The sequence below is a fragment of the Streptomyces sp. H27-C3 genome (assembly GCF_030063415.1).
Taxonomy (GTDB): Bacteria; Actinomycetota; Actinomycetes; order Streptomycetales; family Streptomycetaceae; genus Streptomyces.
Genome location: NZ_JASITA010000011.1, coordinates 114680 through 131756, shown reverse-complemented (window position 1 = coordinate 131756; position 17077 = coordinate 114680). Strand labels below are relative to the sequence as shown.

The window sequence follows — 17077 nt, the reverse complement described above, 5'->3', positions numbered from 1 at the left end:
AGTCCACGGGATCAGCCCGCGGCGGCGATCAGGAGCTGGCCGAAGGCGATCCCGCCGTCGTTGGGTGGTAGCAGCCGTGGCCGCAGGACGGTGAAACCCCGGTCGGTGAGAGTGCGTTGCGCCGCTTCGAGCAGGACGGCGTTCTGGAACACACCGCCGCCGAGCGCCACTACGTCGAGGCCGGTCTGTACGCGGCAGACCTCCGCCAGGTCGGCGACGAGAGCGGCGACGGACGCGTGGAAGCGTGCGGCGATCAGCTCCGCGGGGACCCCCGACCGCACGTCGGACACCACCGCGCGGATCACCGGCCCCGGATCGGCGATGACGGGCACCCCGGCCTCCGAGGGGCCGATGCCGAAGGCATAGCCGTTCCCCGGCTGGGTGGAGCCGGCTCCGGCTGACCGGGCCAGCCCCTCCAGTTCGACGGCCGCTTCCGCTTCGTACCTCACCTCGTGCCGCACACCGGCGAGGGAGGCGACGGCGTCGAAGAGCCGGCCCATGCTCGACGTGGGTACGCAGCCAAAGCCGGTGGTGAACTGGTGCGCCAGTACGTCCCGCTCCCCGGCCGGGCAGGCGCGCACCGCCGGAATCCCCTCGTCCCAGGCAACGGAGGCGGCGTGGAGGTGGGCGAGCGCCATCCGGTACGGCCGCAGCACACTCGCGTCGCCGCCCGCCAACGGCGCGTACCCGAGGTGTGCCGCCCGGCGGAAGGACTTGTAGCCGGCGACCAGGACCTCGCCGCCCCACACGGCTCCGTCGGTCCCGTAGCCGGTTCCGTCGAAGGCGACGCCGATCACGCTCTCCGCGGGACTCAGGCCGTGCTCCCCCATGACGGAGGCGATGTGGGCGTGGTGGTGCTGCACCGTCCGCACCGGACGGCCGTTCGCGTGCGCCCGCGCCCAATCGGCGGAACGGTAGTCGGGATGGCGGTCGGCGACCCATTGCGTGGGCTTGACGCCGGTGAGGTGCTCAAGGTGCGCCTCGCTGCGGGTCAGGGCTCGGACGGTGGACAGGTCGTCCATGTCGCCGATGTGCTGGCTGACCCACGCGTAGCGCCCTTCAGCCAGCGCGCAGGTGTTCTTCAGATCGGCGCCGACCGCGAGCATCGGTGGTACGTCGAAGGGCAGCGCCAGTGGCAGCGGCGCGTAGCCGCGGGACCGGCGTACCGGTAGCTCCGCGCCGCCGACGAACCGGCTCACCGAGTCGTCGCACGGCACGTGGATCACCCGGTCGTGGCGCAGCCAGGCGTCGGCCAGGGGGGACAGTTCGGCCAGCGCGCGGCGGTCGTCGGTGACGATCGGCTCGCCGGCCAGATTGGCGGAGGTCATCACCAGCACGTCGGGACCCGGACGGTCGTCCCCGACCCCGAAGAGCAGTACGTGCAACGGGGTGTAGGGAAGCATCAGTCCCAGGTCCGGGTTCCCCGGTGCCACCGCGTCGGCCACTGCGGCTCCCGGCTGGGCCGCCCGGCGGGGAAGGAGCACGACCGGTCGGCGGACCCCGGACAGCAGGGCTTCCTCGTCCCCGGTCATCGTCACGAGCTCCGCGGCGACCTCCAGACCGGAGACCATGGCCGCGAAGGGCTTGCCTCCCCGCTGCTTGCGCCGCCGCAGCTCCATCACGGCCTTCTCATTGCGCGCGTCGCACGCGAGGTGGTAGCCGCCGAGGCCCTTGACGGCTACGATCCGGCCCTCGGCGAGCAGTTCCCGCGCCCCTCGCAGCGCGTCCTCGTCCTTCTCCGGCGCATCGGACGGCCCGTCCTTGCGGATCAGTTCGAGCCGGGGCCCGCATTCGTGGCAGGCGATCGGTTGGGCGTGGAAGCGCCGGTCGGCCGGGTCGTCGTACTCCTGCCGGCAGGCCGCGCACATGCCGAACGCCGCCATGGTCGTGGCGGCCCGGTCGTACGGCGTACCGGTGATGATGGTGAAGCGGGGGCCGCAGTTGGTGCACGTGATGAACGGGTGGCGGAACCGCCGGTTCTCCGGGCTGCGCATCTCGTCCAGGCAGTCCCTGCACGTAGCGATGTCGGGGGATACCAGCGTGCGGGTCCCGCCGTCGTCAGTGGAGTTCTCGATGGTGAACTCGGTTCCGCCCCGCGTCGGCTGCTCCGACGCGAGCACGGACTCCACGACCGCCAGCGGCGGCGCGTCCGCCCGGAGCCGTCGGCCGAACGCCTCCACTGCGGCGGCTTCCCCCTCGACCTCGGCGACCACGCCCGCGCTGGTGTTGGCCACCGTGCCGGAGAGCGCGAGATCGGAGGCGGTGGCATAGACGAACGGCCTGAAGCCGACGCCCTGGACGACACCGTGCACCTCGAAGCGTCGCCGGACCCGACCGGGGCGGGCCTGGCCCATCATCTCCAGGCCCGAAAGGGCCTTTCGGGCCTGGGCCTCGTCGATGACCTCCACCGCGAAGCCCATGTGCAGTAGTACCCAGTCACCGTCGGCCGGGGGCGTGTCGAGCATCCCGATGTTGACGCGCCGCCGCGCCCCCTCCACGTCGACGAGCACGAGCTGGTCGGCGTATCCGTCCACGGTCTCCACGACTCGACCGGGAATGCCAAGGCACATGATCAAGGGCTCCTGGGCTCTGCGGGCAGGACGGTCTCTGCGCGTTCGGCCGATGCCAGGCGCCGGACCAGCGCGCGTACGGCATCGACCGCCGCGGGTACGGCGGAGGAAACTGCCTCGCTGAGGCCGATTCCCTCATCGACATCGGCGGGGGTACAGCCCACGAGGTGGGTGACCGGAAGACTACCGCCTATTTTATCCAGATTTGCGAGGACTGACACCGGATTCATGCCGTGTGCGTCAAATTCTCCGGTGCCGAGATCTTCCGCGCCGATTTCGAGCAGCGTCAGCTCGCCGGGCGGGCCGCCCCCCGGGTACGCGTCCACCAGGACCAGCGCGTCGTACCCGTCGAGCAGGTCGTAAGCGAGGTGCATGCCGCGGATGCCGTAGTCGGTCACCCGGACCCGTGGGGGCAGGCCACCGGGCGTGGCCAGGCGCCTTACGACCTCGGGGCCGAAGCCGTCGTCGCGGAGGAAGAGATTGCCGATGCCCGCCACGAGCACGCCACCGGCCATCGGTCAGCCTCCGCCGGACTGTAGGTCGGGGGCGTCCGGGTGGGACGCCTTTTGCGGGTTGATGGAGGTGTCGGACTTCTCGTCGCCCTCGCCCGAGGGCCGGTCGACGGGCCCACCGGACGGTTCGTCGGACCCGGTGTCGCGAGACCCCCTCGGGCCACGCTCCTCCTGCGGCTCTTCCTCGACGTCCTCGGCTGGCGTGTCGGTCATGGGGTCCACTTCCTCACTCACATCGAACGCATGCGCAGGTACCGGCGGATGTCGGGGATCGACATCACTCCGACGACCAGGGCGGCGGCCGCCGCGACTGCCGCCACACCGGTGGTGATCAAGCCCAGGATCCTCATGGTCGGCTCTCCTCTCAGGGGTCCGGGGGGCCCTCGACGGGCAGCGGTTCCAGCTCGTCGGGCGCGAAGTAGAAGTAGCGGCCGTACCAGTCGTGCAGATCGGCCGCGGGGTCGTCGACGAGCACCAGCGCGACATGCGTCGCCCCGTCGACGTCGGAGAGTACGGCGGTGACCCGAGCCACCTGGCCGGCGAAGAACAGGTCCTGTGCGTCGGCGCGTCTGGAGGGGTGCACGCGGACCAGGCTGCCTTTGGCGACCCGGACGCCGTCGATCACGACCGCGTCGGACGCCGGACTCACCAGGGCGTCGGACGCCGGGTCCCACCAGGGTGCGCCGCCCGTGTCGAAGGGGGCCGGCTCCGCGTCACGGAGATCGGACGCCGCGGCGGCCTCGGGACCGGGCGGGGACGTCGGCGCGTGCGGATCACGAAGCAGGCCGTGGAGCTGTTGCAGATCCGCGGACGACATGGCCTCGCAGCGGTCGATGATCTCCCGCGCCCGGGGATCGGTGGCCCGCGCCTCGGCCTTCTCCACCTCCGTCATCGTTATCACGCGCAGCGTCAGGATCTCGTCGATCTCGGTGGAGTCGAAGAGCGCGCCGGCGCTCTGCTCGGCCACTTCCGGGTGGTCGTACAGGATGATCGGCGCCCCGAGCACGGTGTGGGCCGTCCCTTTCGCCCCGGCGAGCACGGGCCAGCAGCGGTGCTGCCGGCAGCGGGCAGCGGCGGGCGCGGCCTCGGTCGGTGGATCGAGCAGTGAGACGAACCGGACGCCGTGTGCCTGGAGGATCAGGTGTGAGCCGATCAGCGAGGCGCGGATCGCGGCGTCCTTGCCGACCGCTGTCCCGGCGTGCTCGTTGTCCACCGTCACGGACAGCCGGACGAAGCCGCCGTCGACCGTCGCCCGGGTTCGGATCCGGACCGTCAGAGGTTCGCGGCGCCGCACGATGCGGCCCAGCGGCGTGCCGCGGGTGTCCGACAGCGGCTCGGTGTCCTCCCCGCCGGGGATCGTGTACAGGTGGTCGGACGGTTCGGCCAACGGCACGGCGGACAGCCCGACTTCCCGCTCCACGGCCTCGTCCCAGCTCAGCACCGACACCCCGTCGACGCTCAGAGCTCCGACCGCGGTATGACTGCCGTCCTCGTCGCGGCGCCACACCTCGCGGACCTGCAGCTGGAGAAAGCGCAGATGGACGGTGACCGCCGCCGGCGTGCCGCCGGGGTCCGTCAGCAGGCACTGCACAGCCATGCCCGGCTCCTCGCCGAAGCTCCCCGGAGACGTGGACGGCGGCCCCAGGACCCCGAACTGCCAGCGCGACTGGTTCTTGTGCGAACTCGCACGGTACGGATACAGCAGGTAGCCCTCGTAGAGCACCGCGTCGGCGACCGTACGGACGTGCTCCAGGCCCACCGGATCGGTCGGGCCGGTCGGTTCGGTCCTGCTGGGCAGACCGCTCACGGGACCACCTCGCCGAGGTCCGCCAGCAGGGTGCTCACCGTCTCGTCCCAACTGATCAGCCCGCGCCGCGCACGGAAGTCGGCGATCCGGTCGAGTACGTCCTGGTCCAGCCTGATCCAGCCGGAGTTCGGGAAGTGGGACTCGATCATCTGCCGCCACACGGTGACCGGCATGAGATGGCGGGCCTCGCAGTCCCAGGGCACTTGGCGTACCCCGAAGCCCGCGCTGCCTTTGGTGAACACCGTGCCGGAGAAGAGCAGGGTGAGGGGCACCTCGCCGTCTCCGAGGGCGTGCAGGTACCGGGAGCCGATCACGTCGAAGTCGTAGGTGCAGGGCAGCGCGAGGTCGCTTTCCGTGGCGCCGGTGAACCCCTGCACGGTGGCGTTGCACTGCATCCACAGGAACGGTTTCAGGGTGTCGGGCCACCGATCCCGCTCCCCGAACAGGCCGCGCAGCCCGTCCCGTTCGGTGTCGTCGTAGTGTCGGCGCTGCGGCTCGATACGGACCTGGCAGCGCAGCACGATGGCATGGATCCGTTCGCCGGAGCCCTCTTCGATCCGCAGCCGCGCGGTCAGTTGCGGCACGACGGTGTACGGCTCGGCGACGATGTCGAGCACGGAGAAACCGAGGCCGGTCATGACGGACCGGCCATGGTCGCGGGGCGGCTGCGTTCCCGCACCTGCGCGAAGAACGTGTCGATCGCCTGATGCGCCTCCTGGCCGCCGTCGAAGCCGCGCCACAGCGTTCGCAGCCTGCCGACGAGCTCGTAGCAGGTGTCGATGGGCACCAGGTGGCACGACCCCTCCGGCCCGTCCGTGCGGCGCACCAGCAGTGCCTCGACGTCGGGGCGCAGCACCGCCAGCTCCGGGTTGGCCTCGACGATGGTGCCCCAGGCGTCCAGTGGCAGTTCGGACTCGGTGGCGCCGGCGGGCCCCGGGTAGAACGCGATGGTGCGGTCCTGCAGGGAGTTGCGGAACAGGAATGCCAGTCCGACCGGGATCTGCAGCTCGTCCCAGGTCCGGTCGTCCAGGGTGAGGCCGCCGAACTGCAGGTAGCGGTCGGGAACCGCCCGGTAGCGCAGGTGCGCCCGCTGGTCGCTGAACAGGAGATAGCAGGGTCGGCACGCGCACATCAGGGCCCGGCTGTCCAGGTTCACCACATGGGAATGATCTGTCCCAAGCGGCTCCGCGCACATCTCGCAGCGCTCGCCCGCCGCCGGTTGCGGACGCCTGCGGGTGATCCGCAGCAGGGAGGCCGCGGGGGACGACGCACAGCTTCGGATGATCATGTCGCCACCGGTGTGGGCACCGCGATCGAGACGCTCGTACCGTCCGCGAGCAGCGGCAGCGGGTCGAGATGCAGCCCCTCCTCCTCCAGGCAGGCGCCCGCGCGCCGCACGTCGTAGTGCGCGCGGCAGGCGGGGCAGCGCAGCACCGCGTCTCCCGATGCGCCACCCAGCCGTCGGGCCAGTGCGGCGCCCTCCAGCGGCAGGTCGCACTGGGCGCACCAGTCCCGGAAGGCGAACAGGTCCGCGCCGATCCGACAGGCCAGCACCTTGACGCCGCCCGCGGTGACCCGGACGACGCCACCGGACGGCAGCGCGTTCAGCTCCGGTACGGGCTGCCACGACGCGCCCGGTCGGCCGGGCGCCGCAGAGGCCTCGTGAAGCCGCGAGAACAGCGCGTCGACCGGTACCACCGGACCGGAGGCGCCCGATGGCCCTTCGCCGGCGGTCTCCACCTCGATTGTGGTGATCTCCGGAGCCGCCGCCTCGACCGCGCCCTGCACGGCCAGCTTGAGCGTGACCGAGGAGGACGGGCAACCGTCGCAACTGCCCAGCAGTCGCAGCCCGACGACACCGTCATCGGTGACACCGAGCAGCTCCACGTCTCCGCCGTGGGAGCCCAGATACGGTCGCACGCTCTCCAGCGCCTTCTCGACCCGTGTCTCCACGCTGTAGGGGTGCATTCCGTGCACCAGCAGAAGGCTGGCCACCAGGTCGTCTGCGGCGAGGGCGGCCAGGACGTCGTCGTCCAGTCGGCCCCGTTCGTACAGGACGTCGAGCAGCTGCTCCAGTCCGGCACCGTAGAAATCGGTGACGAGTCGGACCAGTTCCTCGCTTCGTTCTCGCGCGACGGCGCCCCCCGACGCGCTGGCGGCGATCAGGGCGTCGATGCGGTCGCCGGTCGCGCGCCAGTCCGACGAGGCGGGAGCGGGCTCGGGGGCCGCCGGCTCGGAGTGCCCGGTCACGTTACGCACCCGCGGACTGGGTCGGCGAGTGCAGCAAATCCAGCTTCTTGCCCTCGCCGAGATACATGTGCACTCCGCAGGGCAGACACGGGTCGAAACTGCGGACGGTGCGCATGATGTCGATGCCTTTGAAGTGCTCCCGGTCGTTCTCCTCGAAGATCGGCTGCCCCTGCACCGCGTCCTCGTAGGGACCCGGCGTGCCGTAGGTGTCGCGTGGGCTCGCGTTCCACGGGGTCGGCGGGTACGGGTGGTAGTTGGCGATCTTGCCGTCCCGGATCACCATGTGGTGGGACAGGACGCCGCGCACCGCCTCGGTGAAGCCGCAGCCGATGCCCTCCTCAGGGACCTCGAACTTCTCCCAGGTCTTCGTCCGCCCGGCCCGGATCTCCACGAGGGCCTTCTCCGCGAAGTGCAGCGCGCAGGCGGCGGCGTACGCCTGGAAGTAGGTGCGGGCCCGGTTGCGCTCAAGGGTGTTGCTCCACTGCGGGATGCGCCATTCCAGTTCGACCGGGCCCTTGAGGGCGGTCTTGGGGAGGTTGATCTTCACGCTGTCGCCGGTGGCCTTGATGTAGCCGATGTCGACCAGGCCGGCGAGCGCCGTGACCCACAGCCGGGCCAGCGGTCCGCCTCCGGTGTCCAGTGCGAGGTAGTCCTTTCCGTCGAACCACCGCGGCGACATGACCCAGCTGTATTTGTCGTCCAGGTCCCGCTTCTGCGGCTGCGGGTTGGTGTGCTGGTTCCAGGGGTGGCGCCGGTCGACCGGATTGCCCAGCGGATCGTGGGTCACGAACATCTCCTGGTCTTCCCAGTCGCCGTAGTAGGACGAACCAAGCAGGATGCGGATACCCAGGTTGATCTTCACCAGGTCCGTGGTGACCAGTTTCCCGTCGACGACGACGCCCGGGGTCACGTACATCTTCCGACCCCAGTTGGTCATGTCCTTGTACTCGAAGTTGCAGTGCTCGGGGTCCTGGAAAGAGCCCCAGCACCCCAGCAGGATGCGCCGGTTGCCGACCTGCTCGTAGCCGGGGAGCGCCTCGTAGAAGAAGTCGAAGAGGTCGTCGTGCATGGGCACGACCTTCTTCATGAACTCGACGTACCGCTGAAGACGCGTGATGTAGTCCGTCATCAACTGGATGGTCGCCACGGTTCCCACGCCACCGGGGTACAGCGTGGAGGGGTGCACGTGCCGGCCCTCCATCAGGCAGAACATCTCCCGGGTCATCCGGCTCACCTGGAGTGCCTCGCGGTAGAACTCGCCGGTGAACGGGTTCAGGGAGCGCATGATGTCGCCGATGGTCTTGTACCCGTGGGCGTCCGCCTGCGGCGAGGCGGTCCGGTTGGCCTGTTCGAGCACTCCGGGATTCGTCTCGGCGACCATCCTCTCGCAGTAGTCGACCCCCACCAGGTTCTCCTGGAAGATGTTGTGGTCGAACATGTACTCCGCTGCCTCGCCGAGATTGACGATCCATTCGCCGAGATGCGGCGGCTTCACTCCGTAGGCCATGTTCTGCGCGTAACAGGAACACGTGGCGTGGTTGTCACCGCAGATGCCGCAGATCCGGCTGGTGATGAAGTGCGCGTCACGTGGGTCCTTGCCCTTCATGAAGACCGAGTAGCCGCGGAAGATGGAGCTCGTGCTGTGGCACTCGGCGACCACTCGCTGCTTGAAGTCGATCTTCGTGTAGATGCCCAGGCTGCCGACGATCCGGGTGATGGGGTCCCACGCCATCTCCACCAATTCGTCCTGGCCCCGGCTTCCGCCGCCCCCCTTGTTGCGCGTCGCTGTCATTGCGCCGCCTCAGCTCTCTGTTTTCGCGGTGTGTGGGTTACCAGGTGCGGGTGGCACCGGTCGTGAGTGTCTTCCCCGGCTTACGCCATTTCGGCTCGCGGTCCAGGGTGTGCGAGGTGATCTGCCGCAGTCGGCGCATCGTGGATCCGTACAGTCCGACCGCGTTCGTGGAGAGCTTGCCGCCGGGGGGCTCGTCCATGAAGGGCATGAACTTGTCCGGGAACCCGGGCATGGTGCAGCCGATGCAGATTCCCCCCACGTTGGGGCAGCCGCCGATGCCGTTCATCCAGCCACGCTTGGGCACATTGCACTTGACGGTGGGACCCCAGCAGCCCAGTTTTACGATGCACTTGGGCGAGCCGTACTCCGTGGCGAAGTCGCCCTGCTCGTAGTAGCCGGCCCGGTCGCATCCCTCGTGCACCGTCTGGCCGAACAGCCAGGTCGGGCGGAGCGCGTCGTCGAGCGGAATCATGGGCGCCTGGTCGGTGGCCATGTAGAGCAGATAGGTGAGCGTCTCCGACAGGTTGTCCGGCTGAATGGGGCAGCCCGGCACGCACACGATGGGGATTCCGGCTTTGGATTTCCATTCCCAGCCCAGGTAGTCGGGCACTCCCATCGCACCGGTCGGGTTGCCCGCCATGGCGTGGATGCCGCCGTACGTGGCGCAGGTGCCCACCGCGACGATCGCGGTGGCCTTCGGCGCGAGCCGGTCGAGCCACTCGCTGGTGGTCATCGGCTGGCCCGTGGCGGGGTCGTTGCCGAAGCCGGACCAGTAGCCCTCGTCGTGCAACTGCTCGTTCGGGATGGACCCCTCGACGACCAGGACGAACGGTTCAAGCTCGCCCCGGTCCGCCTTGAAGAACCACTCCAGGAAGTCGTCTGCTCCGCCGTTGGGGCCGCATTCGAAATCGATCAGTGGCCAGTGCACCGCGACCTGCGGAAGGCCGGGCAATGCGCCGAGCGCGATTTCCTCGATGCTGGGCTGAGTGGCGGCGGTGAGCGCCACCGAATCCCCGTCGCAGCTGAGACCGGCATTGATCCACAGCACGTGGATCAGCGTTTCCTCTGCTTTGACCGCTGCGTCTGTCGGCATAGCGCTGCCGCCTTCCGGGGCCGACGGCCGATCTGCCGCTTCACTGAGATCAGCTGAGCCCATCGGTATGGTGTAGCTCACATTGCTACCATCTAGACTCCTTTCGGGTGCCCTGTCAACACGAGAATTCGCAAGTCGACCATGGTATTCCTCTTCCAGGTCGGCGGAGATCGTGGATCAGGCGTGAACCAAGCGGAATAGGAGCCAGTGAGCGGCTCGGCGGGATGAATGGCTTACCGGCGGGCGGTCTCGGCCGGCAAGCGAATATGCGGGCTGGACGTGGACGCGAGAACGGGGCGGCTGTGCATGAATTGGCGATCGCGCAGAGCGTGGTCGACGCGGTGTGTGAACGCGCTGCCGGTCGGCAGGTGCACGCGGTCCGGCTGCGGGTGGGCGTGCTGACCGCAGTGGTGGCCGACTCCATGCGATTCTCCTTCGACCTGGTCACCGAGGGCACTGCGGCCGAGGGTGCGCGGCTGGACATCGACCAGCCTCCCGGGGTCCTGCACTGCCGCACCTGCGACTCCGATGTCACCTTGACCGATCTTGTCCTGCTCTGCCCTTGCGGCAGCGCCGACGTGGAGATCACATCGGGACGGGAACTTGAGATCATTTCGATGAGAGTGGGCTGACGTATGTGTGGCACCTGCGGTTGTGGTGAAGAGGGCGGCAGCGGAACCAGAATCGCCTTGCCGAAGACAGATGACGCGACGGTGCGGGGCCGCCCACCCGGTGGTGCGGAGGCCCCTCCGCAGGGCCACTCGCACGATCACTCGCACGACCGTACGGGGGGCCACGGGCACGGTCACCCGAAGGCGGCCGGCGAGACGATCACGCTTGAGCAACGCGTGCTGGCCAAGAACGACGATCTCGCGGCCCGCAATCGCGAGTGGCTGGCCGATCGGGGAATCGTCGCGGTGAATCTGATGAGCTCTCCCGGCGCGGGCAAGACCACGCTGCTCGAACGCACCATCGCCGATCTCGCGAGCCGGCGACCGGTCGCGGTCGTCGAGGGCGATCAGGAAACGATGCTCGACGCCGACCGGATCAGGCGAACCGGATGCCCGGTGGTCCAGGTGAACACCGGGGCGGGGTGCCATCTCGACGCGGAGATGATGCACGGTGCGCTCACGGTCCTGTCGCCCGCGGCCGGCTCGCTGGTCCTGGTCGAGAACGTGGGGAACCTGGTCTGCCCCGCCCTGTTCGACCTGGGGGAGCGCAGCAAGGTCGTGATCATCTCGGTTACCGAGGGTACGGACAAGGCGCTGAAGTACCCCTACATGTTCGCCGCCGCCGACCTGGTGATCATCAACAAGATCGACTTGCTCCCCTATGTCGATTTCGACGTCGATCAGTGCGAGGCGTATGCGCGCTCGGTCAATCCGCAGGTGAGGTTGCTGGCGGTGTCCGCGACCACGGGGGAAGGGATGGATCGCTGGTACGAGTGGGTGGCGGAGCAGGAGTGAACGACTCTGGGGGCAGTGGTCCGGGCAGCTCCGGCAGCGCCGAGGGCGTCAGGCGGCGCCTCAGCGGTGGCTGCCGCGAGCGTCGCGTAGGCCACGACGTTGTCGGCGTAGCGTTTGTCGGCCTTCGAGTAGGTGCCTCCGCAGATGATCAGCCGTAGTCCCGAGTGGTCTAAGGGCTGTCCCGCAATCCCTGGCAGGCGCACGACGACAGCTACGGCACCTCGCCGCGTTGTCGGAACGCCCGAATACGTCCAGTATGCGAACGTCCCTCCGCCTTGCGATGCGCCGCATCTGACGCCGTGCGCTGATCCACCAGGGATTACGGGACAGCCCTTAGGTTGCGGCACACCTCGACGGTGGGGAAGTTGTCCTTGGCGTTTCCGTGAGGTCGAGGAGGCGATGTCGGAACGCGGCGTCGTCGTGTCGTACGAGACGATCCGTCAGCGGTGACCCCGCCGACACCTCCTCACCGCACCCCACTACCGCACCGAGATGACCGACCGCTTCACCACCTGGAGGCAGGCCACGGGCCTGTCCCCGGCCGCCTGACCAGGGGCCCCCACAACGGCCAGACACGCCCCAATCCGGACCACGCCACCGCGGGCTCCAGGAAGTTGACAACGCCCCCGCTCCCCATCGCCGCGGATTCTCCCCAGATTCTCCCCAGAGCGCTGAGGCCAGCCCAGAGAAAGGTTCGCTAATGCGGATATAGATGCTTGGGTCGATCTGTCGGCTACAGCCAGTCCCGTCGCTTGAAGATGAAGTACAGGCTCACGCACACCGCCGCCATCAGCAGAATCGCGAACGGGTAGCCGAACGCCCAGTGCAACTCGGGCATCTCGTCGAAGTTCATGCCGTAGATGGTTCCCACGAGTGTGGGTGCGAACAGAATCGCTGCCCACGACGAGATCTTCTTGATCTCCTCGTTCTGCTCGAAGCCCGCCTCGGCGATGGCCCGCATCTCCGCGTTCTGCTGCTGTGTGACCAGGGTCGAGTTGACCGTGAGGATGTCGGCCAGGGCCTGGCGGAAGCCGTCCACGCGCTCGCTGGTGTGCGTGACGTGGTCGGCGACGTCACGCAGGTAACGCTGGAGTTCCTCATCGGTGCGGTACTTCGCGAAGCCCGCCATCAAACCGTGCAGCATGCCGACCAGGGGGCGGGTGGCGCGCTGGAACTCCACCATTTCGCGGGAGAGTTCATAGATGCGCCGGGAGACCTCGGGGTCACCCCGGAAGACCTCGGTCTCGATCTCGTCGATGTCGTTCTGTACGCCCTCGACCACCGGCGCGTATCCGTCGACGACGGCGTCGAGAATCGCGTAAAGCACCGCCTCGGGCCCCAGCGCCATCAGCTCCGGGGTCTCCTCCATCCGGTTGCGTACGGCGGAGAGGTCGGGCGCCGCGCCGTGCCTGACGGTGATGACGAAGTCCCTGCCGACAAAGACATGCAGCTCACCGAAGTCGACCTCCTCGGCGGCGTCCAGGTAGCGGGCCGCTCGAAGGACGACGAAGAGCGTCTCGCCGTACCGCTCCAGCTTGGGGCGCTGGTGCGCCTCCATCGCGTCCTCGACGGCCAGTGGGTGCAGGTCGAACTCGTCGGCCAGGGTGAGGATTTCGGCCTCGGTCGGCCGGTGTAGGCCGATCCAGGCCATGCCGTCGGGATCCTCCCGCAGTTGACGGAACGTCTCGGCGAGCGAGTCCGGCGTGGAGACGCGCCGGCCGTACCGGTAGAGCGCGGCATGCACGACGCTGGCCCGGTTCTGCTGCGCCGGATCGGTGGAGGCGGCGGCCGGGCGGGCTGGAGGGCGCGCGGCCGTGGGAGGCATGGCTGGGGGCGCCGGCTGGCGGCGCCAGGAGTGCTTCATACGGGTCCCGCCTCCCATGGGTGATGCGGTGTCATGGCCACGGTGCAGAATATACGTCCCAAATGTCGGGCGCATGGCCTGCGAGGTGCGGGGATCTCCGAGATGCGGACGGAAACTGTCCGCAAGGGTGAGTAGCGTGCGGAGCATGACCACATCCCCGGCGAAGGCCATGCTCAGTACCCGTGCCCTGAACCGCGCGACTCTGGCGCGCCAGCTCCTGCTGTCCCGCGCCGCGATGCCCGCCGCGGACGCCGTCGAGCATCTGGTCGGCCTGCAGGCGCAGAACACCAAGCCGCCGTACTACCAGCTCTTCGCCCGCCTCGAAGGCTTCGCCCCCGAGGAGCTCTCGGGCCTGATGGCTTCGCGCGACGTCGTACGCATCGTCACCATGCGCTCCACCATCCACACGCACACCGCCGACGACTGCCTCGCCCTGCGGCCTCTCGTCCAGGCGGCGCGTGAACGGGAGCTCAAGGCGTTCCGCAAGGGGCTGCGGGGCGTGGACCTCGACCGGCTGGCCGCGCTGAGCCGTGGCCTCGTCGAGGAGCGGCCACGGACCATGGCGGAACTCCGGGAGGCGCTGCTGAAGGAGTGGCCGGACGCGGACCCGTCGGCCCTGGCCGTCGCGGCCCGCTGCAAACTGCCCCTGGTCCAGGTCACTCCGCGGGGCCTGTGGGGCAGGAGCGGCCAGGTGGCGCTCACCACCGCCGAGCACTGGCTGGGCCGGCCGTCCGAGCCCGCGCCGGCGACGCCCGACGCGGCCGTGCTGCGCTACCTGGCGGCGTTCGGGCCCGCCTCGGTCAAGGACATGCAGGTCTGGGCGGGGTTGACCCGGCTGCGGGAGGCGTTCGAGCGGCTGCGGCCGCGGCTGCTCACCTTCAGCGACGAGAACGGCGTCGAGCTTTTCGACCTTCCCGACGCGTCCCGCCCGGCGGAGGACACCCCGGCCCCACCCCGCTTCCTCCCCGAGTTCGACAACCTGCTGCTCTCGCACGCCGACCGCAGCCGGGTGGTCGCGACGAAGTACCGGCTCCGTACCCGGAACCAGAACGAGTACTACCGCCCCCTCCTCGTCGACGGCTTCCCGGCCGGCCTCTGGCATATGGAGGAGACCAAGGGCACCGCGACGCTCACCATCGAGGCCCTGGGTACGTTCACCCGCGCCCAGCGTGCGGAGATCGCCGAGGAGGGGGAGCGGCTGCTGGGCACGATGGCGTCGGCGGCCGTGCACGAGATCCGGTTCGCGCCGCTCGACAGCTGAGGGACCTCGCCGCATCCGCGGACACGGGCTTCTGATGAGCGGTTTGGAGCCCGGAGCCCGGCATCTGAGGGACATCGCGGATCTCCGGGGCACGGCGCCGCGGCGGGCAGGGCAGACTGGGGGCATGTCCTCTCCCCGTCGCACGTGCCCGGTGTGCCGCCGTGAAATCGCCGTCGTGGCGAGCAGGTTTGCCCGCCACGATCCTTCCGGGGCGCGGCACGTGGGCGACTTGGTGTCGTGCCTCGGGTCGCGGAGGCACGCGCCGCTGGATCCTGCGGTGCGGGCTTCGCTGGACGGGTACGACGTACCGACGTTTTCGGGTCAGCTGCCGCTGTTCTGACGGGGGGTGGACCGCTGCCCGGGGCTGTTCCCCGCTCCCGGGCCACCGTCACGGCAGCAGGCCCGCCCGTCGTGCCGCGACCACCGCTTCCAGTCTTGTGTGCGCCCCCAACTTCCGCATCACGGAACGCAGATACCCCTTCACCGTCTCCGGCCGCAGCCCCAGCTGCTGACCCGCCGCCGCAGTCGTCGAGCCCGCCGCCACGCACGCCAGCACATCCAGCTCGCGCGGCGTCAGCGCCACCAGCGGGCCGGAGCCCGGTCCGAGCCGCTCCCGGTCGCCGCCGCCAACCAGCCGCACACCAGGACGAGTTCATTGCGCAGCTCCGGGTCGACGACGCGCGGGGCCAGCGCGCGCAGCTCCCGGTGCGCGTCCCTGACCAGCTCCCACGCCGCGGGCCACGCGGATCAACGCGGACGCCCTGGAAAACCGCGTCTGGTCTGAGGTCTGCGGGCTCCTCGAAGACCCTGAGCGTCTGAAGCTGATGGCAGCTGACTGGATTGACATGGTCAACAGTAACGGCACCGACTACGCGGCGCGCATCAAAGAGCTGGGCGAGCAGATAGAAGAGTTGGACGAGACTATCGCCGTGACGACTGCCGTAACAGCTCGACAGGCCGCACGTAAGAAGCTCGACCGCAAGGCGGCTGAGGAAGCCGTTGATCGAGCAGTTCGCCCACTCAATGACGAACTGGCGGGCTTGGAAGAGCTCCGGAACGAAGCAGTGGCGTGGCAGGAAGGAAGCAGAGAAACCTGTCGATCGGGCGCGTGACCTTAATGCCCTGGTCGAGATGGCTCGGGTGAATTCGCACAGGATGGCGCCCTGGGAGCAGGAGAGCGTGATTGACCTGCTGGACCTGCGCGTGACCATTTTGGGAGAGGCCCCAAGGAAGAAGCGGTCCGACGACCAGATCAGCACTTGGTTCCGGGCGCGGGAGCGTGTGGTTCCCCTCCTCACCGACGACGCGTGGGCCCGTGCGAAGCCGATTCTTGATGCCCGGCCAGGCCGTCGATCGAAGGACCCCAGGGCCCTTCTGGACGCCATGCTGCTCAAGGCGCGCAGCGGATGCCCCTGGTCGGAGCTGCCATACGGCAACGTGGCGAGTGTCTGGCAGAGGTGGCTCAGGTCGGGGCTCTGGGCGGTCAACTGCCCGGAGTGGGTGCTGACGCGGTACGCCACCGCGCGGATCGGTGCGGTCATGGTCAACATCAATCCCGCGTACCGCACGCACGAGCTGAAGCACGTCCTGAACCAGGCAGGGGTCTCGGTCTTGATCGCCTCGCTGGCGCACCAGGGAAGCGACTACCGGCGGATGGTCGAAGAGGTGCGGGGCGACTGCGAAGCGGGTGGGCGGCGAGATGCGCATGGCCGAGGTGTCCATCTGCTACGGCATGACGGAGACCTCCCCGGTCTCCACCCAGACCCGCCGCGACGACGACCTGGAGCGCCGCACGGGCACGGTCGGGCGGGTGCTGCCGCACATCGAGGTCAAGGTCGTGGACCCGGTGACGGGAGTGACGCTGTCGCGCGGCGGGCGAGCTGCGCACCCGCGGCTACAGCGTGATGCTCGGCTACTGGGAGGAGCTGCGGAAGACGGCGGACGCCATCGACGCGGGCCGCTGGATGCACACCGGGGACCTGGCGGTGATCCGCGAGGACGGGTATGTCCAGATCGTCGGCCGCATCAAGGACATGATCATTCGCGGTGGTGAGAACGTCTATCCGCGAGAGATCGAGGAGTTCCTCCACGGCCATCCGAAGATCTCCGACGTCCAGGTGGTCGGCACCTCCGACGAGCGGTACGGCGAAGAGATCCTGGCCTGCGTCATTCCGCGCGACCCGCGGTATCCGCCGACGCTGGAGGAGCTGACGGAGTTCTGCCGCGACCGGGCTCGCGCACTACAAGATCCCGCGCAGACTCCAGGTCATGGACGCGTTCCCGATGACGGTCAGCGGCAAGGTCAGGAAGGCGGAACTGCGCGAGCGGTACACCTAGTGCCCCGTCGCGGCGGCCGGCACATACTCTCGCCGCACCGGCCGAAAGCCCAAGTACGTCCAGTACGAGGACTTCCGGCCGGCACGCCGAGAGCACGCACCGGACGCCGCTCCTTGACGGGCAAA

The 17077-nt window shown here is 69.0% G+C and carries 17 protein-coding genes and 1 pseudogene; 6 read left to right on the top strand and 12 right to left on the bottom strand.

The genetic code is table 11. The features are described from left to right. Positions 1-11: 11 nt before the first annotated feature. From hypF to QMK30_RS13430, 10 genes are read right to left on the bottom strand one after another with little or no spacing between them, the layout of a single operon-like run. On the bottom strand, positions 12-2570 hold the full coding sequence (gene hypF / locus QMK30_RS13470) for a carbamoyltransferase HypF (protein WP_283517919.1): 2559 nt from the start codon (positions 2568-2570) through the stop codon (positions 12-14). Positions 2571-2572: 2 nt separating this feature from the next. Next, positions 2573-3085, bottom strand: a complete 513-nt coding sequence (locus tag QMK30_RS13465; RefSeq protein ID WP_283517918.1) for a hydrogenase maturation protease — start codon at positions 3083-3085, stop codon at positions 2573-2575. Positions 3086-3088: 3 nt separating this feature from the next. Then, positions 3089-3295, bottom strand: a complete 207-nt coding sequence (locus tag QMK30_RS13460) for a hypothetical protein (RefSeq protein WP_283517916.1) — start codon at positions 3293-3295, stop codon at positions 3089-3091. Between the two features lie 17 nt (positions 3296-3312). Next, positions 3313-3432 carry a DUF6893 family small protein gene (locus tag QMK30_RS38780; protein ID WP_502963133.1) on the bottom strand — a complete coding sequence of 40 codons (120 nt, stop codon included), beginning with the start codon at positions 3430-3432 and terminating at the stop codon, positions 3313-3315. Between the two features lie 14 nt (positions 3433-3446). Then, positions 3447-4889: a hypothetical protein gene (locus QMK30_RS13455; RefSeq protein ID WP_283517915.1), complete on the bottom strand. Its 1443-nt coding sequence runs from the start codon at positions 4887-4889 to the stop codon at positions 3447-3449. Beyond that, complete coding sequence (locus tag QMK30_RS13450) at positions 4886-5527, bottom strand: DUF6084 family protein (RefSeq protein WP_283517913.1); 642 nt, start codon at positions 5525-5527, stop codon at positions 4886-4888. Before QMK30_RS13450 ends, QMK30_RS13455 begins: the two co-directional genes overlap by 4 nt. Next, positions 5524-6177 carry a DUF5947 family protein gene (locus tag QMK30_RS13445; protein WP_283517911.1) on the bottom strand — a complete coding sequence of 218 codons (654 nt, stop codon included), beginning with the start codon at positions 6175-6177 and terminating at the stop codon, positions 5524-5526. Before QMK30_RS13445 ends, QMK30_RS13450 begins: the two co-directional genes overlap by 4 nt. Continuing rightward, positions 6174-7139 carry a NifU family protein gene (locus QMK30_RS13440; RefSeq protein ID WP_283517910.1) on the bottom strand — a complete coding sequence of 322 codons (966 nt, stop codon included), beginning with the start codon at positions 7137-7139 and terminating at the stop codon, positions 6174-6176. Before QMK30_RS13440 ends, QMK30_RS13445 begins: the two co-directional genes overlap by 4 nt. Position 7140: 1 nt before the next feature. Then, a complete protein-coding gene (locus QMK30_RS13435; RefSeq protein ID WP_283517909.1) occupies positions 7141-8931 on the bottom strand; it encodes a nickel-dependent hydrogenase large subunit in 1791 nt (596 codons plus the stop codon). Between the two features lie 37 nt (positions 8932-8968). After that, positions 8969-10024, bottom strand: coding sequence for an NADH-quinone oxidoreductase subunit B family protein (locus QMK30_RS13430; protein ID WP_283517908.1), 1056 nt, complete (start codon positions 10022-10024; stop codon positions 8969-8971). 302 nt (positions 10025-10326) lie between these two features. Between QMK30_RS13430 and QMK30_RS13425 the strand changes: the two genes are divergently transcribed. Further along, positions 10327-10656 (top strand): hydrogenase maturation nickel metallochaperone HypA/HybF, encoded by a 330-nt coding sequence (locus QMK30_RS13425; protein WP_283517907.1) that lies wholly within the window; start codon positions 10327-10329, stop codon positions 10654-10656. A 57-nt stretch (positions 10657-10713) separates the two neighbouring features. Beyond that, entirely contained in the window at positions 10714-11490 is a 777-nt protein-coding gene (gene hypB, locus QMK30_RS13420) for a hydrogenase nickel incorporation protein HypB (RefSeq protein WP_283517905.1), read from the top strand. A gap of 733 nt (positions 11491-12223) precedes the next feature. On the opposite strand, the gene QMK30_RS13415 is transcribed toward hypB, so the two are convergent. Next, on the bottom strand, positions 12224-13354 hold the full coding sequence (locus QMK30_RS13415; RefSeq protein ID WP_283517904.1) for a magnesium and cobalt transport protein CorA: 1131 nt from the start codon (positions 13352-13354) through the stop codon (positions 12224-12226). A 145-nt stretch (positions 13355-13499) separates the two neighbouring features. Between QMK30_RS13415 and QMK30_RS13410 the strand changes: the two genes are divergently transcribed. Beyond that, positions 13500-14615 carry a winged helix DNA-binding domain-containing protein gene (locus QMK30_RS13410; RefSeq protein WP_283517903.1) on the top strand — a complete coding sequence of 372 codons (1116 nt, stop codon included), beginning with the start codon at positions 13500-13502 and terminating at the stop codon, positions 14613-14615. 124 nt (positions 14616-14739) lie between these two features. Next, a complete protein-coding gene (locus QMK30_RS13405) occupies positions 14740-14955 on the top strand; it encodes a hypothetical protein (RefSeq protein WP_283517902.1) in 216 nt (71 codons plus the stop codon). A 48-nt stretch (positions 14956-15003) separates the two neighbouring features. Here the strand turns inward: QMK30_RS13405 and QMK30_RS13400 are convergent, their stop codons facing one another. After that, positions 15004-15255, bottom strand: coding sequence for a LuxR C-terminal-related transcriptional regulator (locus tag QMK30_RS13400; protein WP_283517901.1), 252 nt, complete (start codon positions 15253-15255; stop codon positions 15004-15006). 184 nt (positions 15256-15439) lie between these two features. Between QMK30_RS13400 and QMK30_RS13395 the strand changes: the two genes are divergently transcribed. Both QMK30_RS13395 and QMK30_RS13390 read left to right on the top strand, forming a co-directional pair. Next, positions 15440-15727 carry a hypothetical protein gene (locus tag QMK30_RS13395; RefSeq protein WP_283517899.1) on the top strand — a complete coding sequence of 96 codons (288 nt, stop codon included), beginning with the start codon at positions 15440-15442 and terminating at the stop codon, positions 15725-15727. A gap of 169 nt (positions 15728-15896) precedes the next feature. Continuing rightward, positions 15897-16952 (top strand): annotated as a pseudogene (locus tag QMK30_RS13390) (AMP-binding protein). Positions 16953-17077: the final 125 nt, after the last annotated feature.